Source organism: Streptomyces sp. NPDC031210, assembly GCF_055570395.1.
Map to the genome: position 1 here is coordinate 1 of NZ_JBVIHH010000005.1, position 22,086 is coordinate 22,086.

Annotated in this window: 15 protein-coding genes and 1 rRNA gene; 3 read left to right on the forward strand and 13 right to left on the reverse strand. The window is 73.1% G+C overall.

What is annotated here, in order from left to right; translation table 11 throughout:
* Positions 1-85, reverse strand: a 16S ribosomal RNA gene (locus tag ACZ45Z_RS11405); the annotation flags it as partial.
* Between the two features lie 744 nt (positions 86-829).
* On the reverse strand, positions 830-1,837 hold the full coding sequence (locus ACZ45Z_RS11410) for a stage II sporulation protein M (RefSeq protein WP_468359847.1): 1,008 nt from the start codon (positions 1,835-1,837) through the stop codon (positions 830-832).
* A gap of 111 nt (positions 1,838-1,948) precedes the next feature.
* On the opposite strand from ACZ45Z_RS11410, the gene ACZ45Z_RS11415 reads away from it, so the two are divergent.
* A complete protein-coding gene (locus ACZ45Z_RS11415) occupies positions 1,949-3,028 on the forward strand; it encodes an RDD family protein (RefSeq protein ID WP_468359850.1) in 1,080 nt (359 codons plus the stop codon).
* A 484-nt stretch (positions 3,029-3,512) separates the two neighbouring features.
* Here ACZ45Z_RS11415 and ACZ45Z_RS11420 read toward each other — a convergent pair whose 3' ends face one another.
* Positions 3,513-4,127 carry a hypothetical protein gene (locus ACZ45Z_RS11420; RefSeq protein WP_468359854.1) on the reverse strand — a complete coding sequence of 205 codons (615 nt, stop codon included), beginning with the start codon at positions 4,125-4,127 and terminating at the stop codon, positions 3,513-3,515.
* A gap of 147 nt (positions 4,128-4,274) precedes the next feature.
* The gene (ahcY, locus tag ACZ45Z_RS11425; RefSeq protein WP_468359859.1) at positions 4,275-5,732 is read right to left on the reverse strand and encodes an adenosylhomocysteinase; all 1,458 of its coding nucleotides are present in this window, start codon (positions 5,730-5,732) and stop codon (positions 4,275-4,277) included.
* A gap of 665 nt (positions 5,733-6,397) precedes the next feature.
* Here ahcY and ACZ45Z_RS11430 point away from each other — a divergent pair.
* Positions 6,398-8,629: a fructose-specific PTS transporter subunit EIIC gene (locus ACZ45Z_RS11430; RefSeq protein WP_468360758.1), complete on the forward strand. Its 2,232-nt coding sequence runs from the start codon at positions 6,398-6,400 to the stop codon at positions 8,627-8,629.
* Positions 8,630-8,805: 176 nt separating this feature from the next.
* Here the strand turns inward: ACZ45Z_RS11430 and ACZ45Z_RS11435 are convergent, their stop codons facing one another.
* The 6 genes from ACZ45Z_RS11435 to ACZ45Z_RS11460 all read right to left on the reverse strand — a co-directional run bounded on the left by ACZ45Z_RS11435 (position 8,806) and on the right by ACZ45Z_RS11460 (position 14,841).
* On the reverse strand, positions 8,806-9,765 hold the full coding sequence (locus tag ACZ45Z_RS11435; RefSeq protein WP_468359864.1) for a cation diffusion facilitator family transporter: 960 nt from the start codon (positions 9,763-9,765) through the stop codon (positions 8,806-8,808).
* A gap of 184 nt (positions 9,766-9,949) precedes the next feature.
* Positions 9,950-11,182, reverse strand: a complete 1,233-nt coding sequence (gene manA / locus ACZ45Z_RS11440) for a mannose-6-phosphate isomerase, class I (RefSeq protein WP_468359867.1) — start codon at positions 11,180-11,182, stop codon at positions 9,950-9,952.
* 88 nt (positions 11,183-11,270) lie between these two features.
* On the reverse strand, positions 11,271-12,407 hold the full coding sequence (locus tag ACZ45Z_RS11445; RefSeq protein ID WP_468359871.1) for an SIS domain-containing protein: 1,137 nt from the start codon (positions 12,405-12,407) through the stop codon (positions 11,271-11,273).
* A gap of 75 nt (positions 12,408-12,482) precedes the next feature.
* Complete coding sequence (locus ACZ45Z_RS11450) at positions 12,483-12,695, reverse strand: Trm112 family protein (protein ID WP_468359876.1); 213 nt, start codon at positions 12,693-12,695, stop codon at positions 12,483-12,485.
* 169 nt (positions 12,696-12,864) lie between these two features.
* Positions 12,865-14,223 carry a phosphomannomutase/phosphoglucomutase gene (locus ACZ45Z_RS11455; protein ID WP_468359879.1) on the reverse strand — a complete coding sequence of 453 codons (1,359 nt, stop codon included), beginning with the start codon at positions 14,221-14,223 and terminating at the stop codon, positions 12,865-12,867.
* Positions 14,224-14,385: 162 nt separating this feature from the next.
* Positions 14,386-14,841 carry a DUF3499 domain-containing protein gene (locus ACZ45Z_RS11460; RefSeq protein WP_468359882.1) on the reverse strand — a complete coding sequence of 152 codons (456 nt, stop codon included), beginning with the start codon at positions 14,839-14,841 and terminating at the stop codon, positions 14,386-14,388.
* 259 nt (positions 14,842-15,100) lie between these two features.
* On the opposite strand from ACZ45Z_RS11460, the gene ACZ45Z_RS11465 reads away from it, so the two are divergent.
* Positions 15,101-15,583, forward strand: coding sequence for a metallopeptidase family protein (locus ACZ45Z_RS11465; protein ID WP_468359885.1), 483 nt, complete (start codon positions 15,101-15,103; stop codon positions 15,581-15,583).
* Between the two features lie 82 nt (positions 15,584-15,665).
* Here ACZ45Z_RS11465 and ACZ45Z_RS11470 read toward each other — a convergent pair whose 3' ends face one another.
* The 3 genes from ACZ45Z_RS11470 to ACZ45Z_RS11480 all read right to left on the reverse strand — a co-directional run bounded on the left by ACZ45Z_RS11470 (position 15,666) and on the right by ACZ45Z_RS11480 (position 21,617).
* Positions 15,666-17,252: a DUF5719 family protein gene (locus ACZ45Z_RS11470; RefSeq protein ID WP_468359890.1), complete on the reverse strand. Its 1,587-nt coding sequence runs from the start codon at positions 17,250-17,252 to the stop codon at positions 15,666-15,668.
* Positions 17,249-21,034, reverse strand: coding sequence for a glycosyltransferase family 2 protein (locus ACZ45Z_RS11475; protein WP_468359893.1), 3,786 nt, complete (start codon positions 21,032-21,034; stop codon positions 17,249-17,251). Before ACZ45Z_RS11475 ends, ACZ45Z_RS11470 begins: the two co-directional genes overlap by 4 nt.
* A 319-nt stretch (positions 21,035-21,353) precedes the next feature.
* On the reverse strand, positions 21,354-21,617 hold the full coding sequence (locus tag ACZ45Z_RS11480) for a WhiB family transcriptional regulator (protein WP_003983763.1): 264 nt from the start codon (positions 21,615-21,617) through the stop codon (positions 21,354-21,356).
* Positions 21,618-22,086: the final 469 nt, after the last annotated feature.

The following is a 22,086-nucleotide window of genomic DNA, read 5'->3' on the forward strand; positions in this document are numbered from 1 at the left end:
TCCCGAAGGAGGTTCATCGTTCGACTTGCATGTGTTAAGCACGCCGCCAGCGTTCGTCCTGAGCCAGGATCAAACTCTCCGTGAATGTTTACCCGGCTATCGGGTGACACTCGCGTTGAGCGGAATCACAGAGCCGGAATAAGGCCCGTGATTCTCAGCGTCCTCGCTGTGTGCGCCACCCGGACGTGATGCCGGGTGGACTTTTCAAAGGAACCTCATCCACCGAGGTGGACGGGGTATCAACATATCTGGCGTTGACTTTTGGCACGCTGTTGAGTTCTCAAGGAACGGACGCTTCCTTCGGTCCTGTTTCACCAGGCTCTCCGGGCGCTTCCCTTCGGTCTTGCGTTTCCGACTCTATCAGATCCTCGCGGTCCTGATTTTCGCCGGTGCGTTTCCGCCTTTCGGCTTCTTCGCGTTTCCCACTCTACCAGATCCGTTTCGCGTTTCCGCTTTCCGTTTCCGGTCCCTGTGGGGTCGGGGTTGGCCTTCCGGCTTTCGCTTTCCGGCCTTTCCGACTCTATCAGATCCGGTTCGTTCCGTTTCCGGTCCGAATTCGTTTCCGATTCCCCGTCGGAGGGGGGCCTTTCGGCTGGTCCGACTTTATCAGAAGCTATTCGGTCGAATTAAATCGACCGGCGCTTCCGGTAAGTGGTCGGAGGTGCCTCGCCGTATGGAATTCCGGCCGAAGCAGTCGAGAGACTATCGGTCGCCTGGGAGCCTGTCCAGCTCCCCCTCAACCGTTCGAATCTACCTCCCCCTGGCGCCCGTGTCAACGGGTTTCCTGGGGCGAAGAGGAGATTAGCAGGTCGGTGGGGTCCGACGCACATCAGGCGGCGGTGGGCAGCGGGGCCGTGCGGTCGGCGGCGGCGACGTCGCCCGTCTCCCCTGCGCGGACGGCGCGGCCGCCCAGCACGTAGACGTACAGGAGGAAGGCCAGTTCGGCGGCGACGCCGATGGTGATGCGGGCCCAGGTGGGCAGGCCGGAGGGGGTGACGAAGCCTTCGATGGCGCCGGAGACGAACAGCACGGCGGCCAGGCCGATGGCGACGCCCAGGGCGGAGCGGCCCTCTTCCGCCAGGGCGGTGCGGCGGGTGCGGGGCCCGGGGTCGACGAGGGTCCAGCCCAGGCGCAGACCGATGCCGGCCGCGACGAAGACGGCGGTCAGCTCCAGGAGGCCGTGCGGGAGGATCAGGCCCAGGAAGGTGTCGAGGCGGCCCGCCGAGGACATCAGGCCGATGCCGGCGCCCAGGTTCAGCATGTTCTGGAAGAGGACCCACAGGACGGGGACGCCGGCGAAGGCGCCCAGGACGAGGCAGAGCGCGACGGCCTGGGCGTTGTTCGTCCATACCTGGGCGGCGAAGGACGCGGCGGGGTGGCTGGAGTAGTACGTCTCGTACTGGCCGCCGGGGCGGGTCATCTCCCGGAGTTCCTCGGGGGCGCCGATGGCGGCCTGCACCTCCGGGTGGGCGGCTATCCACCAGCCGAGGAGGGCCGCGACGGCCACGGAGAGGACCGCGGTGGGGATCCACCAGTGGCGCAGGCGGTAGACCGCGGCGGGGAAGGCCGTGGTGAAGAAGCGGGCGGCGTCGCGCCAGGAAGCCTTGCGGGCGCCGGTGACCGCGCTGCGGGCACGGGCCACCAGTGAGGTGAGGCGGCCGGTGAGCGCGGGGTCGGGGGCGCTGGAGAGGAGGAGGGAGAGGTGGGTGGTGACGCGTTGGTAGAGGGTCACCAGCTCGTCGGCCTCGGATCCGGTGAGGCGGCCTTTGCGGCGTATGAGCGCTTCGAGGCGGTCCCATTCGGCGCGATGGGCCGTAACGAAGACATCGAGGTCCATGCGGTGTCGCTCCTCGCAGCGCCGTAGGTGGGTGCCGGGTCAGCTTGGCAGACTGGCCTGGCACGGCGTGGGGTGGGCGGGACTTGTGGCAACGAGAGGGTGTGGGGCGCGGTGAGCGAGCTCGTGACGGGTGAAGCGGTGGTGCTGGGGCTGCGGCCGGCCAGGCTGCCGAGCCGGGGGCTGGCGGTGGTGGTCGATCTTGTCGTCGCCTGGGGCGGCTACCTGGTGGCGTCGCTGGTGCTGGTGAGTGCGACCTCGTCGATGGACGGTGCCGCGGTGGCCGCGGTGTCGGTGGCGCTGTTCGTCCTGGTGCAGGTCGGGATACCGATCGCGATCGAGACGCTCAGTCACGGACGTTCGCTGGGCAAGCTCATCTGCGGGTTGCGGGTGGTGCGGGAGGACGGCGGGCCGATCCGGTTCCGGCACGCGTTGGTGCGGGGTGCGTTGGGGGCCATCGAGATCGTGCTGACCATGGGGGTCGTGGCCTGTCTCGCGTCACTGGTGTCGGCTCGGGGCCGGCGGCTGGGGGATGTGTTCGCGGGCACCTTGGTCATACGGGAGCGGATACCCGCGGCGGAGGCCGGGATCGCCTTTCCGCCGCCTCCGCCGTGGCTTGCGGCCGAGGTCGCGGCGCTGGACCTGTCGCGGGTGCCGGACGCGTGGTGGCTGACCGTACGGCAGTTCCTGGCGCGGACGGGGGAACTGGATCCTCAGCTCGGCGGGGTGGTGGCCGGAAGGCTCGTGGAGGACCTTCGGGGGTTCGCGGGGGCGTCGGGGTCGGCGGGCCTGGCTGGGACGGCGGGGGTGCATCCGGCGGTGTATCTGGCCGCGGTGGTGGGTGAGCGGCAGGCGCGGGAGGCGCGGCGGGCTTTCGGGACGGCGGGGACGGGGATGCCGGGGTCTGACACACCAGGGGCGAGGTCGATGGGTGTGGCGGTCGGGGCGGAGTCCTGGGGGATGACGGTTGGGGCGGCGGAGGTCGGGGACGGCGGGGACGCTGGGGCAGGCGGGGCCTGGTCGGTGCCGGGGGGCGGCGGGGATGTCGTGGCCAGAGGAGCGGCTGGTGGAGCTGCTGGGCCGGTGGCGGCTGGGCCTGGGCGTGGGGCTGGTGAGGGGCGCCGCGAGGAGACGAGTGGCGGGGGCGCGAGTGCGGGGGCGGGGGCGCGTACGGGGTTTGCGCCGCCGGTCTGAGGGCCCGGGCGGGGAAGAGCTGGAGGTGCCGCGGGCATTGGCGGGCGGCTGTGTAGCGGGCCGCCTCCGGTGCAAGCGCGGCTTCTGGCGGACTGGAGTTGACGGCCGGTCGCGGCGTTCGAGCGGGAGCTGGCGCGGCGGGCGGCCAGCCGCGTGTGCGAGCAGCGGCTGGGGCTTTGGTTGTGGCAGCAGCTAGTCGGCCGGTCGGCAGCCTGCGGTACGAGCGCGGGCTGGGGTGGTGGGTGTGGACGACCGGCTGAGGTGGGCGCGCGCGAGCTGGCGCGGCTGGTGGGCGGTCCCGCGTGCGAGCGGTGGGTGAGCGGGCATGGGCGGGCTGTCCCCCGGGCGGGCGCGGGCGCGGGTGCCGGCTCAGGTGCTGCGGTGGGCTCGGCGGGCCGGGGGGTGAGCGGCTGGGCCGGGAGTGGGCTCGGCGGGCTGGGGGTGGTTGAGCGGCTGGGCCGGGGTCCGGCAAGGGGTGTTCGGGTCAGGTGAAGGTCGAGGGCGGGGATTCGAGGGATTCGAGTTCGATGCCGGGGGCGGCCAGGACGACGTCGCCGGCGATGTGGACGGTGTGCTGCTCGCCGGTTTCCAGGTCGTTGACCTGGTATTCGTCGGCGATGAGGGGGGCGTTGTCAGTGGCGTGTGGTGTGCTTTTGAGCAGGGCCCAGGACTGGTCGAGGGTGCGGGGGGCGAGGACGGGGGGTGTGAAGGCCACGAGGCGGGTGCGGACGGCTCCGGCGCCGGGGACGGGGCGCAGCAGGCGGGCGGTGGCGATCAGGAAAGCGGGGGACGCGCCGGTGAAGGCGTGGGCGGGGACGTTGCCTTCGGTGGCGTGTTCGCCGGTCGGGTCGGTGCGTACCCAGGTGACGCCGTCCAGGGCGGCGGCGCGTACCTGCCAGGAGGAGGCGTTCAGTTCGAGCCGGATGGGGCGGCCGAGGTCGTCGAGGGTGAGGTCGACGGAGCCGGCGTGATCGCCGGAGGGGGTGGTGATCTGCGAGACGTAGCGCCAGCCGGAGGGGCCGGTGGCGCAGTGGAAGTGCTCTTCGCCGAGGGGGGTGTGATCGTGCGGGTCGTAGAGGGAGTAGTGGCCGCGGGGCATGGGGTGGGCAGTCCTTCGGACGGGCCGGTCAGCGGGGAACGGGCTCTTGGTGCGGGGCCGGGGCGTTTATGGGCCAGGCCCCCGCCGCGTGCGGCGAGGGCCTGGATTCACCGGCTGCTGGTGTTCTTAGTAGCCGTACGGGTCGGGCTAGTAGCGGTACTGCTCGGACTTGTACGGACCCTCGACGGAGACGCCGATGTAGGCGGCCTGCTCCGGGCGCAGCTCGGTGAGCTTGACGCCGAGGGCGTCGAGGTGGAGACGGGCGACCTTCTCGTCCAGGTGCTTGGGCAGGACGTAGACGTCGGTCGGGTACTGCTCGGGCTTGGTGAACAGCTCGATCTGGGCCAGCGTCTGGTCCGCGAAGGAGTTGGACATCACGAAGGAGGGGTGACCGGTGGCGTTGCCCAGGTTCAGCAGACGGCCCTCGGACAGCACGATCAGCACCTTGCCGTCGGGGTGCGTCCAGGTGTGGACCTGCGGCTTGACCTCGTCCTTGACGATGCCGGGCAACTGGGCCAGGCCGGCCATGTCGATCTCGTTGTCGAAGTGACCGATGTTGCCGACGATCGCCTGGTGCTTCATCCGCGCCATGTCCGAGGCGAGGATGATGTCCTTGTTGCCGGTGGTGGTGATGAAGATGTCGGCGGTCTCGACGACGTCTTCGAGGGTGGTGACCTGGTAGCCGTCCATCGCCGCCTGCAGTGCGCAGATCGGGTCGATCTCGGTGACGATGACGCGGGCGCCCTGGCCGCGCAGCGACTCGGCGCAGCCCTTGCCCACGTCGCCGTAGCCGCAGACGACGGCGGTCTTGCCGCCGATCAGGACGTCGGTGGCGCGGTTGATGCCGTCGATGAGGGAGTGGCGGCAGCCGTACTTGTTGTCGAACTTCGACTTGGTGACGGCGTCGTTCACGTTGATCGCCGGGAAGAGGAGTTCGCCGTCGCGCTGCATCTCATACAGACGGTGCACGCCGGTGGTGGTCTCCTCGGTCACGCCGCGGATCTCGGACGCCAGGCGGGTCCACTTCTGCGGGGCCTCGGCCAGCGTGCGGGTGAGGAGTTCGAGGATGGCGCGGTGCTCGTCGCTCTCGGCGGTCTCGATCGCGGGGACCTTGCCGGCCTTCTCGTACTCCACGCCCTTGTGCACCAGGAGGGTGGCGTCGCCACCGTCGTCCAGGATCATGTTCGGGCCGCCGGTGGGCGAGTTCGGCCACGTCAGGGCCTGCTCGGTGCACCACCAGTACTCCTCCAGCGACTCGCCCTTCCAGGCGAAGACCGGGATGCCCTGCGGGTTGTCGGGGGTGCCCGTCGGGCCCACCGCGATGGCCGCGGCCGCGTGGTCCTGGGTGGAGAAGATGTTGCACGACGCCCAGCGGACCTCGGCGCCGAGAGCCACCAGGGTCTCGATCAGGACTGCGGTCTGCACGGTCATGTGCAGCGAACCGGTGACCCGGGCGCCGGCCAGCGGCTGGGTGGCGGCGTACTCCTTGCGGATCGCCATCAGACCGGGCATCTCATGCTCGGCGAGGGTGATCTCCTTGCGGCCGAAAGCGGCGAGGGAGAGGTCTGCGACCTTGAAGTCCTGGCCGGTGGCTGCTGTCGTCATACGGGCTGCTCCTCGAGCGTCGAGGTGGATTCGGGCTGGGCAGTCTGCGGCGCGGGCAGGAACGAGCGTACGCGTAAGCGGACACACCTCTCCCCTGGCCGCAGCGCAGTCCGTCGGAGGCCCTCTCTCCCTCGGCCGGTCCGCAGTGCGGGCCGCCCGACCGCCATCAGCAGCGACGTCTGGCACTGGTCACGAATCTACACCGATCGGCCCAGCGACCCCAGCCCGCATCGGCCTGTTCCGGGCCGTCGTGGGGGGCCGGACGGGCGGCCGGGCGCCGGCTTCCGCGCGGTGCGCGCCTGTGACCGGGGCCTTAGGGCTTTGCCGGGGCGGTGGGGTGTTGCAGGATGCGGGGGGCGCGAGAACCGTCACATGTTCGCCGGTGGCGACGGCGAGCCGGCGGCGGCACCGAGGACGGCGAGGGGTGCGGCAGGCAGCGACTGTCGGCGATGGGCGGCGATAGGCGGTGGCGACTCGTGCTCGGCGGCAGTCCCTCGGTTTCCGCGAGGTGCGCACCACCAGCACCGTCGGCGCCGTCCGCACCATCCGTACTCCCCGCACGGCCTTGCGGGCACGTTCGTTAGGAGAACCACGTGACCACCACTCCAGCCGATCACCCCGAGGGCGCGGGGAGGGACGGCGAGCGGCGGCTGAAGCTGCTCGCGGTGACCGCCTGTCCGACCGGGATCGCCCACACGTACATGGCCGCGGAGAAGCTGACGCAGGCGGCGGCCGCCCTCGGCCACGAGATCAAGGTGGAGACGCAAGGATCCCTCGGGGCCGAAAACGTGCTCTCTGACAACGATGTCAGAGAAGCGGACGGCGTCATCATCGCGGCGGACAAGGATGTCGACCGGACGCGGTTCGCCGGGAAGAGGGTGCTGGCGGTCGGGGTCGCGGAGGGCATCCGGCATCCCGAGGAGCTGATCGAGCGGGTGCGGAGCGCGCCGGTGCAGCCGGACGGCGCGCACGGTGCGGGCTCCGGCCGCGGGAGCGCGCAGCCGGTACGCGGCGCGCGCGGGGGCCCGGAGGGGCGGGGCAGGGAGCGCGGGGTCACGTACAGGGCGCTGATGAACGGCGTGAGTTACATGATCCCGTTCGTCGTGGTCGGCGGTCTGCTGATCGCGGTCTCGCTGGCGGTGGGCGGCCACGCCAACCCCGAGGGCGGCCTGGTCATACCCGACGGGTCGTTCTGGGAGCACGTGAACGACGTCGGTGTCATCGGCTTCACGCTCATGGTGCCGATCTTGTCCGGCTATATCGCGTACGCGATCGGTGACCGGCCCGCGCTCGTACCGGGCATGATCGGCGGCTGGATCGCCAACACCGGTGCGTTGTACGACTCCAAGGCCGGCGCGGGCTTCATCGGCGCCATCGTCACCGGGTTCCTGGCCGGCTATCTCGTGCTGGGGATCAAGAAGGTCCAGGTGCCCAGGTTCGTCCGGCCGATCATGCCGATCATCGTGATCCCGATCGTGGCGACGACGGCGCTGGGCCTGTTCTTCATCTACGTCATCGGCCGGCCCATCTCCTGGGTCTTCACGCATCTCACGGACTGGCTCGGCGGGATGAACGGGTCCAGCGCGATCCTGCTGGGCGCGATGGTGGGGCTGATGATCGCGTTCGACATGGGCGGGCCGGTCAACAAGACGGCGTTCCTCTTCGGCGCCGGGTTGATCGCCGGTGGCAACCAGACGGTGATGGGCATGTGTGCCGCGGCGATTCCGGTCATGCCGCTGGGGCAGGGACTGGCCACGCTGATCCGTAAGCGCCTGTATTCCGAGCAGGAGCGGGAGACGGGTATGGCGGCGCTGTTCATGGGGATGTTCGGGATTTCGGAGGGCGCGATCCCGTTCGCCGCGGCGCGGCCGGCGCAGGTCATCCCGGCGAACATGCTGGGCGGTGCGGTGGCCGGTGCGCTCGCCGGGCTGGCCGGGGTGCGGGACGCGGTGCCGCACGGCGGTCCGATCGTGGCCGTGCTCGGGGCGGTCGGCGGGGTCCCGGCGTTCTTCGTCGCGGTGGTCGTCGGCGCGGTGGTCACGGCGGTCACGACGGTGACGCTGGTGGACCTCGCGGAGCGGGCGAAGGGGCGGGCGGAAGGACGGCGGAAAGCGTTGGATGGGGCGGACGGGGTGGACGGGGCGCCGGTGGCCCTCGGCTCTCCGGTGGCGGGTTCCGCTTCGGTGGCGGGTGCTGTGCCGGAGCCGCCAGCCGTCTCCGTAGGGGTGGCGGCCGGGGGCGGGGCGTCGGTGAGCGCCCCGGCGGCGTCCGGCATGGGGTCCGGTGCGGCCGAGACGGCCGGGGGTGGCGCGGCCGGCCACGGCACCACAGGAGCGGGAGACGGCGCAGGAGCGGGAGACGGAGACGGAGCCCACGGAAGCGGAACCCGGGACGCGGACCAAGACGCGGCCGGAGGTCGGGACCGCGCCGCCGGGGAGGGCTCCGTCCTGTCCGGTTACCTCACCTCCCGGACGGTGAAGACGCGGCTCGCGGCCGGTGAGAAGGTGGCGGCCATCCGGGAGATGGCGGAGCTGGTGGCCGCCGCCGGCACGGTGGCGGACCTCGACGAGTTGGTCCGGGTGGCGCTGGCCCGGGAGGAGCAGGGGACCACCGGGCTGGGCGAGGAGATCGCCGTTCCGCACGCCAAGACGGACGCGGTGACCGCACCGGTCGTCGGTTTCGCCCGGTCGGCGGACGGCATCGAGTGGGGCTCGCCGGACGGGACGCGGGCCAAGCTGGTGTTCCTGATCGCGGTGCCGGAGGCGGCGGCCGGGGACGAGCATCTGCGCATCCTGGCACTGCTGTCGCGCAAGCTGATGGATGCCGGCTTCCGGGACCGGCTGAGCGGTGCGCCGGACGACGCGGCGATCCTGCGGGTGCTGGCCGAGATCCGGTAGTCGGCGGCCGGCCTCCGTACGAGGCTGCCGGTACCGGCATGCGGCGGCAAACGGCGGACGGCCCCCGCGCTCACGTCGAGCGCGGGGGCCGTCCTCTGTGCGCGGAGTCCACGGGATTCACGCGGTCCACGGACTCCCCCGGGGCCGCGGGGCCACAGGCCCGGGAAACCCCGAGGTCAGTTCCCGCCCGGCTGCTTGCCCGGGTCGCTGCCCGCGGCGGCCGTGGCCTCGCTGTAGATGTCGGGTTCGAGGTAGATGACCCGGGCGATCGGTACGGCGGCGCGGATGCGGGCCTCGGCGGCGTTGATGGCGTCGGCGACCTGGGCGGCCGTGTCGTCGTGCCGTACCGCGATCTTGGCGGCGACGAGCAGCTCGTCGGGGCCGAGGTGGAGGGTGCGCATGTGGATGACGCCGGTGACGACCTCGCCGTCGACGACCGCGGAGCGGATCTGCGCGACCTGTTCGGGGCCGGCGGCCTCGCCCAGCAGCAGCGACTTGGTCTCGGCGGCCAGGACCAGGGCGATCAGGACCAGCAGCGCGCCGATGCACATGGTGCCGATGCCGTCCCAGACGGCGTCGCCGGTGACGACGGTGAGTCCGACGCCGCACAGCGCCAGGATCAGGCCGACCAGCGCGCCGAAGTCCTCCAGCAGGACGACGGGAAGCTCGGGGGCCTTGGCGCGGCGGACGAACTGGGCCCAGGTCTGCTTGCCGCGCAGCTCGTTGGACTCCTTGATGGCCGTGCGGAAGGAGAAGCCCTCGGCGATCACGGCGAAGACCAGGACGCCGACGGGCCAGTACCAGTTGTCCAGCTCGTGCGGGTCGTGGATCTTCTCGTAGCCCTCGTAGAGCGCGAAGACGCCGCCGATGGTGAACAGGACGATGGAGACGAGGAAGCCGTAGATGTACCGCTCGCGGCCGTATCCGAAGGGGTGCTCCTCGGTGGCGGCGCGCTGGGCCTTCTTGCCGCCGAGCAGCAGCAGGCCCTGGTTGCCGGAGTCCGCGAGGGAGTGCACGCCTTCGGCCAGCATCGAGGACGAGCCGCTGAAGGCGAAGGCCACGAACTTCGCTGCGGCGATCGCCAGGTTGGCGCCCAGCGCCGCGACGATCGCCTTTGTCCCGCCTGATGCGCTCATAAGTGCCGCATATCCCTTCCGTCTACGGGGCTCTCGCTTTACCGCCCCTTTAATGTGTGCGGCGGTCATTGTCGCAGCCCGGTCACCGGACGCCGCCAGGAGGTCACCGACCGGTCATCCGCAGGCGGACCGTCGGGAGCCGTCGGATGCCGTCGGATGCCGTCGGATGCCCTCGACCGCACCGTCAGGCGACGACCGTGGCGCGGAAGAGGGTGCCCTCGCCGCGGAGGGTGACGTGCTCGCCGGCCGGGACGAACGCGGACTCGCCGGGCCCGAGGGTCAGCTCGTCCGTGGCGGCCGGGTCCGGGCCGGTGTGCGCCGCTGGGCTCGGGCCGCCGGTCAGCGTGAGGGTGCCCGCCGTGCACAGCAGGATCTGCGGCGTACGGGAGTCGAGCGGGTGCGGCGCGGCGCCGGGCGCCACGGCGAAGCGGGAGAGCCGGAACTCGTCGACGGGGGTGTCGTAGACCTCCTCCCCGCCGGTCTCCTCGGGGCGCAGCACGCCCGGGTCGCCGGCTTCGAAGCGGACGACGCGCAGGAGCTCGGGGACGTCGACGTGCTTGGGGGTCAGGCCGCAGCGCAGCACGTTGTCGGAGTTGGCCATCAGCTCCACGCCCAGGCCGCTGAGGTAGGCGTGCGGGATGCCGGCGCCGAGGAAGAGGGCCTCACCGGGCTGGAGGCGGACGTGGTTGAGGAGCATGGCGGCGATGACGCCGGGGTCGCCCGGGTAGTGGTGGGCGATCGTGGCGTAGGCGCCGTAGGCGGCGGCGTACGGGCCGTCCGCGCCGGCGAGGCGTTCGGCCGCGGCGGCCGCCCGCTCGACGGTCTCGGTCATCGCGTCGTGTTCGGCGGTCAGGACGGCGGTGAGCACCTCGCGCAGCGCGGCCGCCTCGGGGCTGGCGCGCAGGATGTCGACGTACGGCTTGAGGGTGTCGACGCCCAGGGCTTCCAGGAGGTCGGCGGTCTGCGCGGGGTGGCGGAAGCCGCAGAGGCCGTCGAAGGGGGTCAGGGCGCAGATCAGCTCGGGTTTGTGGTTGGCGTCCTTGTAGTTGCGGTGGGGGGCGTCGGCGGGGACGCCGCGGCGTTCCTCGTCGGCGTAGCCCGCCGCGGCCTGGGCGAGGTCGGGGTGGACCTGGAGGGAGAGGGGCGCGCCGGCGGCGAGGAGCTTGAGGAGGAAGGGCAGCCGGGGGCCGAAGGCGCGTACGGCGGCGGCGCCCAGTTCGGCTTCGGGGTGGGCGTCGATCACCTCGGCCAGGGAGACCGGTCCGGCGCCGCGGTCGACGCGGGAGGGGGCGCCGGGGTGGGCTCCCATCCACATCTCGGCCTGCGGTGCGCCGGTCGGCTCGACGCCCAGGAGCCGGGGGATGGCGGTGGCCGAGCCCCAGGCGTAGGGGCGCACGGTGTTGGCGAGGCGGTCCATGGGGCTGCTGCTTCCTGACGTTTCCGTACGGGTTACCGGGTGGCGCGGCGGACCGCCGGGGGCGTGCCGCCGGGCCGGCGGTCCATGGTCACTCGGAGTCGGTGAGCGCGAGGTAAACGGCGGCGAAATCCGTGATGGCGAGGAGCTCCGCGGCGCATTCCAGCTCGCTGCCGTCCTCCGGCTGGAGTTCGCTGACGGCGGTGTCGCGTTCGTCGGCGAGTTCCAGGGCGGAGCGGGTGGCGGACAGCGGTCCCGGGTCGCCCTCGCGCAGCAGCACGATGCGGGCGTGCAGCGCGGGGGGCTGGTCGACGCGGTCGCGGAAGAAGTCGTCGGGGTCGGCTCCGGCGGCGAAGGCGCCGGCCAGGAGGGTGCGGTGGGCGCCCAGCGCTTCGGGCAGCTCGGCGGCGAGCGCGGGGCGGCCGGCGAGATTGGTCAGCGCGGTCGCGAAGTGGCGTCCGACGGCTCCGGCGACGGCGCCCTCCGTCCAGATCAGCGGCAGCGCGTCGGCGACCTCGGCGGCCAGGGTCTTGGCGGGGTTGGAGTACGTGGCGACGGCCGGGCCGCAGCGTTCGGCGAGGTGGTCGAGGCGGTCGGCGAGGCGGCCGAGGGCGTCGGGCGGGGCGCTGAGCAGGCCGATCCGGTCGGCGAGCGCGAGGAGCGGGATGAGCAGCGACCAGAGGGTGCCGGGGGCGGCCGGGGGCGCGCCCTCGATGTCGAACTCGGCGTCGTAGGGCGTGGTGGCGAGCGGGACGGTCAGGCCGCGGGCCTGGACGACGGCGTCGGCGAGCGTGCCGCCGGCCGGGGTGACGGCGACGACGGCGCAGCCGCGGCGGTACGCCTGCTCGACCAGCTCGGCGAGGCCCGGGTCGGAGCCGTCGGGGCCGGCGATCAGGACCAGGTCCAGGGGGCCGGTCCAGCCGGGCAGGGCCCAGCGCAGGGCGCCGGGCAGCGGGGCGACGCCGGTGGGGCGGATGAGGGTGACCGGGCAACTGCCGCCGCCGAGCGCGCCGAGGAGGTCGGCGACGCAGGAGGCGGCGGGGTGGGGTCCGGCGACCAGGACGCTGCGCGGCCGGCCGTCGGGGGTCAGGCCCGGGATGCCCGCTTCGGTGGCGCTGCGGGCGGCGGTGCGGGCGCGGGCGCCGGATTCGGCGACGCCGCGCAGCAGACCGTAGCGGTCGGCGCCGGCCAGCGCCTCAGGGGCGTCGAGGAGTGACTCGTCGAGCATGGTGGGCGCGGCCTCCGATCGCCGGCACGGGCGGGGGAACACCGGGCGGTGCCGGGGCGGCCCCGGCGCCGCCCGTCAGGCAGGGGTGGGGCCCCCGCCTTCAGGGCTGTGGGGGCGGCGGGCTTCGTCGACGAGGAGTACGGGAATGCCGTCCCGGACGGGGTAGGCGAGGCCGCAGTCCGCGGAGGTGCAGGCCAGCTCGGCGGGGTCGGCCGCCGAGCGGTCCTCCAGCGGGGCGTGGCACGCCGGGCAGGCGAGGATCTCGATCAGGCTGGCTTCGACCGGCATGGAGGCTGCTCCTTCGGGTGGTTGCGGCTCAGCAAGCCTACCGCCGGAGCGGGGGCGGTGGCCTGCTCGGCGGGGGAATCCGGGGTGGCGGAGGGGCGGCCGGGGGTGGTGGATCCGCCCCTCGGCCGCTTGGGTCCGTTCTCGGCCGCGTGGGTACGCCCCCGGCCGCTCAGCCCCGGATGATCGCGAGGGCCTCGTCGCGCACCCGGTCGGCGGTGGCGGCGTCCCGGGCCTCGACGTTCAGCCGCAGCAGCGGCTCGGTGTTGGAGGCGCGGATGTTGAACCACCAGTCGGCGGCGGTGACCGTCAGCCCGTCCAGGGCGTCGAGGGTCACCCCCTCGCGGCCCTCGTAGGCGGCCCGGATCGCGGCGAGGCGGGCGGTCTGGTCGTCCACGGTGCTGTTGATCTCGCCGGAGGCCGCATACCGGTCGTACTGCGCGACCAACTGCGACAGCGTGCCCTGCTGACCGCCCAGCGCCGCCAGGACGTGCATCGCGGCGAGCATGCCGGTGTCGGCGTTCCAGAAGTCGCGGAAGTAGTAGTGCGCGGAGTGCTCGCCGCCGAAGATCGCGCCGGTCTTGGCCATCTCCTCCTTGATGAAGGAGTGCCCCACACGGGTGCGGACCGCCCGCCCGCCGTTCTCCTTGACGACCTCGGGCACCGACCAGGAGGTGATCAGGTTGTGGATGACCGTGCCGCCGGGGTGCTTGGCCAGCTCGCGGGCGGCGACCAGGGCGGTGATCGCGGAGGGGGAGACCGGGTCGCCGTTCTCGTCCACGACGAAGCAGCGGTCGGCGTCGCCGTCGAAGGCGAGCCCGAGGTCGGCGCCGACCTCGCGGACCCGGGCCTGGAGGTCGACGATGTTCTTCGGATCCAGCGGGTTGGCCTCGTGGTTGGGGAAGGATCCGTCCAACTCGAAGTACATGGCGTCGAGTTCGAGCGGCAGGCCCTCGAAGACGGTGGGCACGGTGTGGCCGCCCATGCCGTTGCCCGCGTCCACGACGACCTTCAGCGGCCGGATGCCCGACAGGTCCACCAGGCTCCGCAGATGCGTGGCGTAGTCGCCCAGCACGTCGCGCAGCACGATCGTGCCCGGCTTCGCGGCGGGGTCCGGGGCACCCTGCTCCGACCAGCGCTCGACGAGGGCGCGGATGTCGGCGAGGCCGGTGTCCTGGCCGACGGGGGCGGCGCCCGCCCGGCACATCTTGATGCCGTTGTACTGGGCGGGGTTGTGCGAGGCGGTGAACATCGCGCCGGGCAGTCCGAGCGCACCGCTGGCGTAGTACAGCTCGTCGGTGGAGCACAGCCCGATCTCGGTGACGTCCACGCCGCGCGCCGCCGCGCCGCGCGCGAAGGCGCCCGCCAGGCCCGGGGACGAGGGCCGCATGTCGTGCCCGGTCACGATCGCCGCCGCGCCGGTGACCTCGGCGAAGGCCGCACCGAACAGCCGGGCCAGCGCTTCGTCCCACTGGTCGGGGACCACACCGCGCACGTCGTACGCCTTCACGATCCGCGACAGATCAGCCACAGCCAAGCCCTCCTGGTGTCTCTACGGATCCCCAAACCTACCCGTAGGGCGTGGACGGGGGTCCGGAATCCGGCCGGTGTGCGCGACTCCACGCCCGGGCGGCCGGGCGGCGGCCAAGTGCCCGGTGACGGCGGCCTGTCCGCGGTGGCGGGGAGGCGTGGCTCAGGAGTCGGGGGAGCGCAGCACCCGCAGGTGGCCGCGGCGGGCCACCTCCATCGGCTGGGCGTCGCGGCCGCCGGGCCCCATGGCCTGCGGGCCGCCGTTGCCGCCCGCGGCGCGCTCCTGCGGTCTGGCCGCCTCGCGGACGGCGTTGGCGAGCGCTTCGAGGTCGTCGCCGCTGGGGCGGGACGGTCCCGAATCGATGGCGAGGCGGACGACTTCCCAGCCACGGGGGGCGGTCAGTCTCTCGGAGTGCTCGGCGCACAGGTCGTAGCAGTGCGGTTCGGCATACGTGGCGAGCGGTCCGAGGACTGCGGTCGAATCCGCGTAGACGTACGTCAGCGTTGCGACGGCGGGGCGGCCGCACGCAGTGCGCGAACAGCGACGTACAGGGCTCACGACGTTGGACGGTACCGCACTCTTGACCGGGCCGCGACGACTCTCCCCCGGCTCACCCAACCGTGTCGTCCCGCTTCGTCCGATGCGTCTGACCTGCACCCGCTCGGGATGACCTGCGCCGGCCAGGGGCGAACGGAGGCCGCCGGGCGGGGAATCCCGTCGCCGTTCGCGGCAATTCATGTCATTTCGTGGGAGTTTTGCGATCGGATGTGGAGAGTAAAGCGAACACAGCAGGCATCCGGGCGATCACGGAGCGACATCAGGTGCGTTGGCGCAGTCGGCGGTCGCGCGGGCCGCTCGGCGGCTACGCTCGATGTTGATGGACACACCCGCACCTCCCCCGGCCCCCACCGGGGCGACCTCCAGTTCGCCGGAGCCGCGACCGCGCCGCCGCGACCGCCACGGCCGTGGCATGCGCGGACCGATCGCGCCGCCGCAGGTGCCGCTGTCGGTGACCCGCGCCGACGCCTTCGTCGACCTCGTCTACGACTCCCGGGACCGTCTGGAGCGGCGCCTGCCGCAGCTTTCGGAAGTGGACTTCCTGGTCCTGGAGGCGCCCGGTTTCGGGCCGGACACGGGGCCGGACGCCGACGCGGACGCGGGGACGGTGCCGCTGGGCCGGGCGCTGTCGGCCGCCGGCCCGCACCGCGACCGGATCGTGATCTACCGCAGGCCGGTCGAGATCCGCAGCAAGAGCCGCGACGAACGCGCCCTGCTGGTGCACGAGGTGGTCGTCGAGCAGGTCGCCGAACTCCTCGGGCTCGCCCCGGAGTCGGTGGACCCGCGCTACGGCCAGGACTGAGGCCGTAGGGGGTCTCCGGGCCCACGGGGTCTCCGGGGCCCGCCTTTTATGGACGGGCCCCGGCGCTTTCCGGCGCGGCGCCTCAGTCCGTCAGCAGCGACAGGTCCTGGCCGGCGGTCGGGACGAGGACCGAGCCCCGGTCGTCGGGCAGCGTCTGGACGGTGAAGGCGGGAATGCCGCCCTGCGGCCGCGCCAGCGTGCGCGCGGCGTAGACCGGGCCGCTGCCGGGCTCCGGCTGGACGGTGAGGGCGTAGGAGCCCTTCAGGCCCTGGGGGCGGGGCGGTTCGACGGCGAGCGTGGTGCCGCCCTTGACCGTGTACGTCTTGGTCACCTCGGTGCCGCCGTCGCTGCCCGCCGAGGCGGTGACCTTGACCTTCACGTCCTTGCCCGCCTCCGGGGCGAGCAGGGACAGGGTGGAGCCCTTGGCGCGGTTGTCGGCGACGGTGGCGCGCGTCTCGACCGGCCGGGTCGAGGAGATGAACGCCATCTCCTGGTTCGCGCCCTTGCCGCGGATCACCCGCAGCGCGGCCGCGACGGGCGCCTTGGAGCCGTCGGCGGGGGTGAGCACCAGTGAGCCGGCCTCGCCCTTGGTCAGGTCCTTGAGGTCGACGGCCGTGGTCATGCCGCTCTTGACGTGCAGCGTCTCCAGGCCGGCCGGGGTGATCATGCCGGTCGGGGTGGCGAGCCGCACCTTGAGGTCGGCGTCGGACTGCCCCGGGGCCACCGCGATCAGCCGGACGGAGGTGGCGTCGGCGGGGATGCCGGGCAGCACCGCACCGGCCGCCGGGTCGGCGGCGGCCGGCAGCCAGTCGCTGCCGAGCCGGGCGTCCCCGGCCTGGACCGAGGCGCCCACCCGGCCCTCGCGGGCGATGACGTGCAGCGCCGCGTTGGTGGTCGGTTCGCCGGTCAGGGTCGAGAGCAGCACCGGGACGGTGGAGTGCGGCGGGACGGCGACGTCCTCGCCGCCGCCGGCGGCCAACGGGCCGTCCTTGCCGTGCAGTTCGAGGTCGACGACGGCCTGGGTCGCGTCGGGGTTGGTCAGGTGGACGTAGTCCTGGCGGTCCTTGTCGGTGCTCACACCGGGGAACCAGAAGGTGGTGTCCGGCGCGGCGCAGCTCAGCCCGAGGAGGCCGCGGCCGGTGCCGGCCGCGACGGAGGTGGTCTGCTGGACGGTCCAGCCGGGCGCCAGGGTGCCGTCGGCGTCGCCGACCAGGGCGGGCGCCTCGGCGCTGTCCGTGGTGGCGGTGACCGGCTTCCCGGCCTCCTTCAGGGGCGCGACGGGCTTGTTGTCGCGCGGCGCGACGAGCTGCGGTCCGGAGGCGGCTGCGCCCTCGCCCTTGCCGGAGCCGCCCTTCTTGCCGTCCTTGCCCTTGGCGAAGCCCGCGCCGCCGGCTTCCTTGACGGTGCCGGCGGGCAGCAGCCGGGCGGTGCCCCGCTTCGCCTCACTGCCGGCCGCGGCCCCCTTGGGTGCGAAGGCCGTGTACGTCGTCTCGCTCACCGCCGAGGAGGTCGGGGCCGGGCACAGGAGCGCGGAGCGCTGTACGGGCAGCCGGGAGCCGCCGCGCGGCGTGTCCTCGGCCGCGCCGCCGGGCGCCGCCACGGCGGCGACCCCGGTCGCGGTGGCGAGCGCGACGGCCGCGCCGATGAGGGACTTCATGGTGCGCTTCACTGCTGGTCGCTCCCGTCGCGGCGCGGCTCGGGGTAGGAGCCGTGGTACGTCGTGCCGTCGTCGTAGGGCTGCTGGGGCTGCTGGGCCGGGTCGTACGGCGGCTGGGGCGGCTGCGCGGGGTCGTGGCCCGGCTGCTGCTGCCCGTAGCCGTACGGGTCGTATCCGCCCGCCTGGTAGGGGTCCGCCGCGTAGGGGTCAGCCTGGTAGTCGGCCTGGTAGGGGTCCGCGGGCGGGTAGGGCTGCTGCCCGTAGGTGGTGTCCTGGTAGGCGTCGGCGGGGGCGTAGGGCTGCTGGGCCTCGGCCTGGGCGGGCTGCCAGTCCTCGTAGGACTGCTGGTGCGGCACCGCCGCGTACGGGTCGACGGATCCGGGCACCTCGGGCGCGGGGGCCGCACCGGCGGCCGGGTCCGGCGCCGGGCCGTCCGGGGCCGGCTCGTCGCGCGGCTCCGGCACCTCGGCGGCCTGGACCGCGGCGCGCAGCCGGCGGGCCCGCCGGCCGTCCCCGGTGACCGCCGCGGCGGCCTGGGCGGCGTCCGCGGCCGCGGCGTCCTCGGGCAGGTCGTCGTCGATCTCCCGGCGGCGGCCCGGCAGCGCCATGACCACCAGGACGACGGCGAGCAGGCCCTGCGCCCACAGCCAGAGGTTGTGGCCGAGCGCGTTGTCGTGGGTGAGGTCGAGGCGGCCGCCGCCGGCGGGGAGGGTGAAGCCCTGCGCCCAGCCGTCGAGCGTCACGGGCTTCAGGGCGGTGCCGTTCAGAGTGGCGCGCCAGCCCGGATCGGCGGCGTCGGCGATCCGCAGCACCCGGCCGGCGGGGCCGTCGGGCAGTTCGGTGTGCGCCTCGACCGGTTCGGCGGGTACGGGGACCGGCGCGGCCGTCTCTCCCGCCCGGGTGCCGTCCCGCGCCTCGTCCGCGACGATCGAGATCCGGGAGACGCGCCGGTCCACGCGCCACAGGGCGCTGCCGTCGTCCTGGCTGAGCCGGGTCAGGCCGGGCGTCGCGTCCAGGACGCGGCCCATGTCGCGCGGGGCGCCGTCGCGCACCAGGATGTAGCGCACCGCGTAGCCGCCGAGCTGGTTGGCCTGGTCCGCGCCGGAGCCGGCCACCAGGTTGGCGACGATCCCGCCCAGCCGCGGGTTCTCGCCGGCCGCGGCGGCCAGGTCGGCGTCGCCGAGGCGGGCGCCGGAGCCGCGGACGAGGGTGTAGTCGACGTGGCCACGCTCGCCGTCCAGGACGAGGGTGCGGGCCCGGTCGACGCTGCCGGACTCCTCGGCCACGAACGCCGGTACCTGCACCGGGTCCCGGCGCTCCACGGGTCCCGCCGCACCGGTGATCATCCAGGTGACGGCGGCGTAGAGCGGAGCGAGTACGGAGGCCAGCGCGATCAGGGCGGCGACCGGCTGCTTCCAGCCGAAGCCGAGGGTGGCCATGCGGGTGCGGATGCCCTCCGCGCCGACCGCGGCGGCGCACAGCAGCGCCAGGCCGTAGACGAGCATGGCGGGCCCGGTCCAGCCGGAGCCGTTGCCCAGCGCCGCGCACAGCAGGCCGGCCGCCGCGACCGCCCAGGCGGTACGGATCGCCTTGTGCCGGGCGTCGCGCAGCGTCGCGGCGAGCGCGGCCAGCACGATGCCGAACAGCAGCATCCCGCCGGCGGCCTTCGGCCCGCCGGGGCTCAGGCCCACCAGGTCCAGTACGGAGGCGGAGCCGGCGCCGTAGTCGAGCCCCGCTTCCCGGAAGAAGCGGGCGGGGTGGGTGAGCAGCGACAGCGACCAGGGGGCGAGCACGAGCAGCGGCGCGAGCGTCACGGCCAGGAAGCGCAGGAGGTGGGCGAGGAGCTGGTCGCGGCCGCCGGTCATCAGGCGCCGCACCAGCAGGGCGGCGCCGAGCAGCACCGCGAGCGGCCACACGACCGGCGTGAAGGCCATGGTGAAGGTGACGAGGAGGGTGTACGCCCAGGTGGCGCGCCAACTGGGGCGGGTGCCGGCCGGCAGGCGCAGGCCGCTCGCGGCGACGGCGGCGCGGGCCATCAGCGGCAGCAGGATGGCGAGCACGGCGGTGCCCAGCCGGCCGCCGGCGAGCGCGCCGGTGGCCGCGGGCAGGAAGGCGTAGGCGATGCTCCCCCAGGCGCGCAGCAGCCGGGAGGTGACCAGCGGGCGGGAGGCGAAGTAGGCGGTCAGGCCGGCCAGCGGGACGGAGCAGACCAGCAGCAGGGTGAGGGCGAAGCCGGTGCTGCCGAAGAAGACGGTGGCCACCAGGGCGAGGACCGCCAGGTAGGGCGGCGCCGGGGCGGTGTCGCCGACGCCGACGGCGTGCCAGCTATCGAGATACGAGGACCACAGGTCGGACACCCGGTCGGGCGCGGGCAGCAGGGCTCCGCCGGTCAGGGCGCCGGAACCGAGCAGGCCGCGGCAGGCGACGAGGGAGACCAGCAGCAGGACGAGGAAGAGCACCGGGCCGGGCTTGCGGGCGATCCGCTTGAGCCGGGCGAACTGCTCGACCTCCAGGAAGTCGGCGTCGTCGCCGCCGGGCCCGGATTCGACGGCGCCGTGCCGGCCGGCCGACGCCACGTCCGGTGCGGCCCGTCCGCCGAGGTTGCCCGCGACCTGTTCGACGGTGGCGCGTACGGTCGCGCCCGGTGGCGGGAAGAGCGGGCGCAGTTCGCCGGGGTCGACCGCGGGGCGGCCGCGGCGGCGTCTGGCGGCGAGGATCTTGCCGGGGCGCAGGAGGGTGCCGAAGAGTCCGGCGAGTTCGTCGAGCGCCTGGCCGGGGACCTTGCCGACGAGGTAGGCGACGACGCGCAGGAAGGTGCCGAGCAGCAGGCGCAGCAGGACGTAGGGGAGCAGCGCGCCGCGGGTGTTGGCGAGCAGGGTGTAGACGGCGCCGGCCTTGTCGACGCGGTGCGGGTTGGCCACGTAGCGGCCGACGCAGTCGATGGGGCGGCGTTCGCGGGCGGCGGCCTCGGCGTGCCGCAGGACGGCGCCGGGGGCGATGAGCACCTGGTGGCCGGCGGCCTGGGCGCGCCAGCACAGGTCGACGTCGTCCCGCATCAGGGGCAGCCGGCGGTCGAAGCCGCCCAACTCCTCGTAGACGTCGCGGCGGATGAGCATGCCGGCGGTGGAGACGGAGAGTACGGGTCGGACCTGGTCGTGCTGGCCCTGGTCCTGTTCGCGGCGGTCCAGACCGGTCCAACGGCGGCCGCTGCGCGCGATGCTGACGCCGGCCTCCAGGAGTTGGCGGCGGTCGTACCAGCTCCGCAGCTTGGGGCCGACGATGGCGGTGGAGGGGCTCGCGTCGGCGACCCGCAGGAGTTCGGCGAGCGCGTCCGGGGCGGGGGCGCAGTCGTCGTGCAGCAGCCACAGCCACTGGACGGGTTCGCCGTGCGGGAGTTCCGGCATGTCGTAGGCGTCGTCGCGCCAGGTGCGGCTGACCGGGTCCCAGCCGCTGGGCCGCCGCAGGTAGGGCAGGTCGTCGGGGGTGAGGGTGCCGGCGGTGCGGACGGCCTCGTCGACGGCGGTGCCGAAGCCGGAGCGGCGGGCGAGGTGCAGGACCCGTTCGTCCCCGATGGCGTCGGCGAGAAGCTGGGCGGACGTGTCCGCGCTGCCGGTGTCGGCGCCGACGACGTTCTGCACCGGGCGTTCCTGGCCGAGCAGGCCGGCGAGCGCGTCGGGCAGCCAGCGGTCACCGTCATGGGAGACGATCACGGCGGTGACGACGTGCCGCGGGAACTCTGGGGTGGCGGCTGCATATGAGGCGGCCTGGGCCGCCGACTGGCTGTGCACGGACATCGAGGTACGGGCCCTCCGGACCCGGGAGTCCGGGGCCCGCGGCGAAGTCGCTCAAGGCCCCCGCCCCCGGAAGACACTGCGACGGACTACGAGGGACGCGCGCGCCCCGTGGTGGGGGCGTCGGCACGTCTCGGACGGGGCCCCACACTAATGGTTCGCGCCGGTGCGCCGGTGGGCTCCGTGGACAGCAGTCCGCCTCCGGCGGGCGTGGCGCTGGAGGCGGAGTGTTCGCTATGGGGGGATATGGGGAGTTGGGGTGGTGCGGCCGCGTGGTCCGCGGGGCCGCTCTGCGTCGGTCTCTCGTACTGCCGCGACATGTTCAGACGGCGGCCTTCTTCAGTCGGCGCCGCTCGCGCTCGGACAGACCGCCCCAGATACCGAAGCGTTCGTCGTTGGCGAGGGCGTATTCCAGACATTCGGAGCGGACTTCGCAGGCGAGGCAGACCTTCTTCGCCTCGCGGGTGGAGCCGCCCTTCTCCGGGAAGAAGGACTCGGGGTCGGTCTGGGCGCACAGTGCGCGCTCCTGCCAGCCGAGCTCCTCGTCCGCCTCCTCGACCAGCAATTCCTGGAACAGCTCGGTCATGTGCGCCCCTCGTCTGTCTTTGCGTCCCCGTGCTCTTGCCGTGATCGATAACGGCTGAACGACACGAGTGAAATTACAAGTGTGCTGATCCGGGCCAGTCAAGCCGAGATCTGCTATTGGGCCTCTTATTCACTCTGCGGAACCAAGCGTATGCGGAAAGTGTTCACATCACCAAAAACCAGGACACTTTCCCGGGGGCGCGCTCCGGCGCTCCCTCCACACCACCAAGACGCGTCCGAACCACACACACGTTGCACCCCGCGCGTCGAAGCGGGGAAGATCACAGACCGATCACGGAGCCGCAACGGCGTTTGGAAGCGCGGTTGATGGGCGACCTCTCCTGGTCAGCGGGTGCACAAACCTTTCGCCGGGTGCGGTAACCGGATGAGGTGAAAGATGTGCGGCAAAACCGGCATCCGATTGACATCGCGCCGCGAACCCGGTCTCCTTGACCCCATGCCAGTGACTG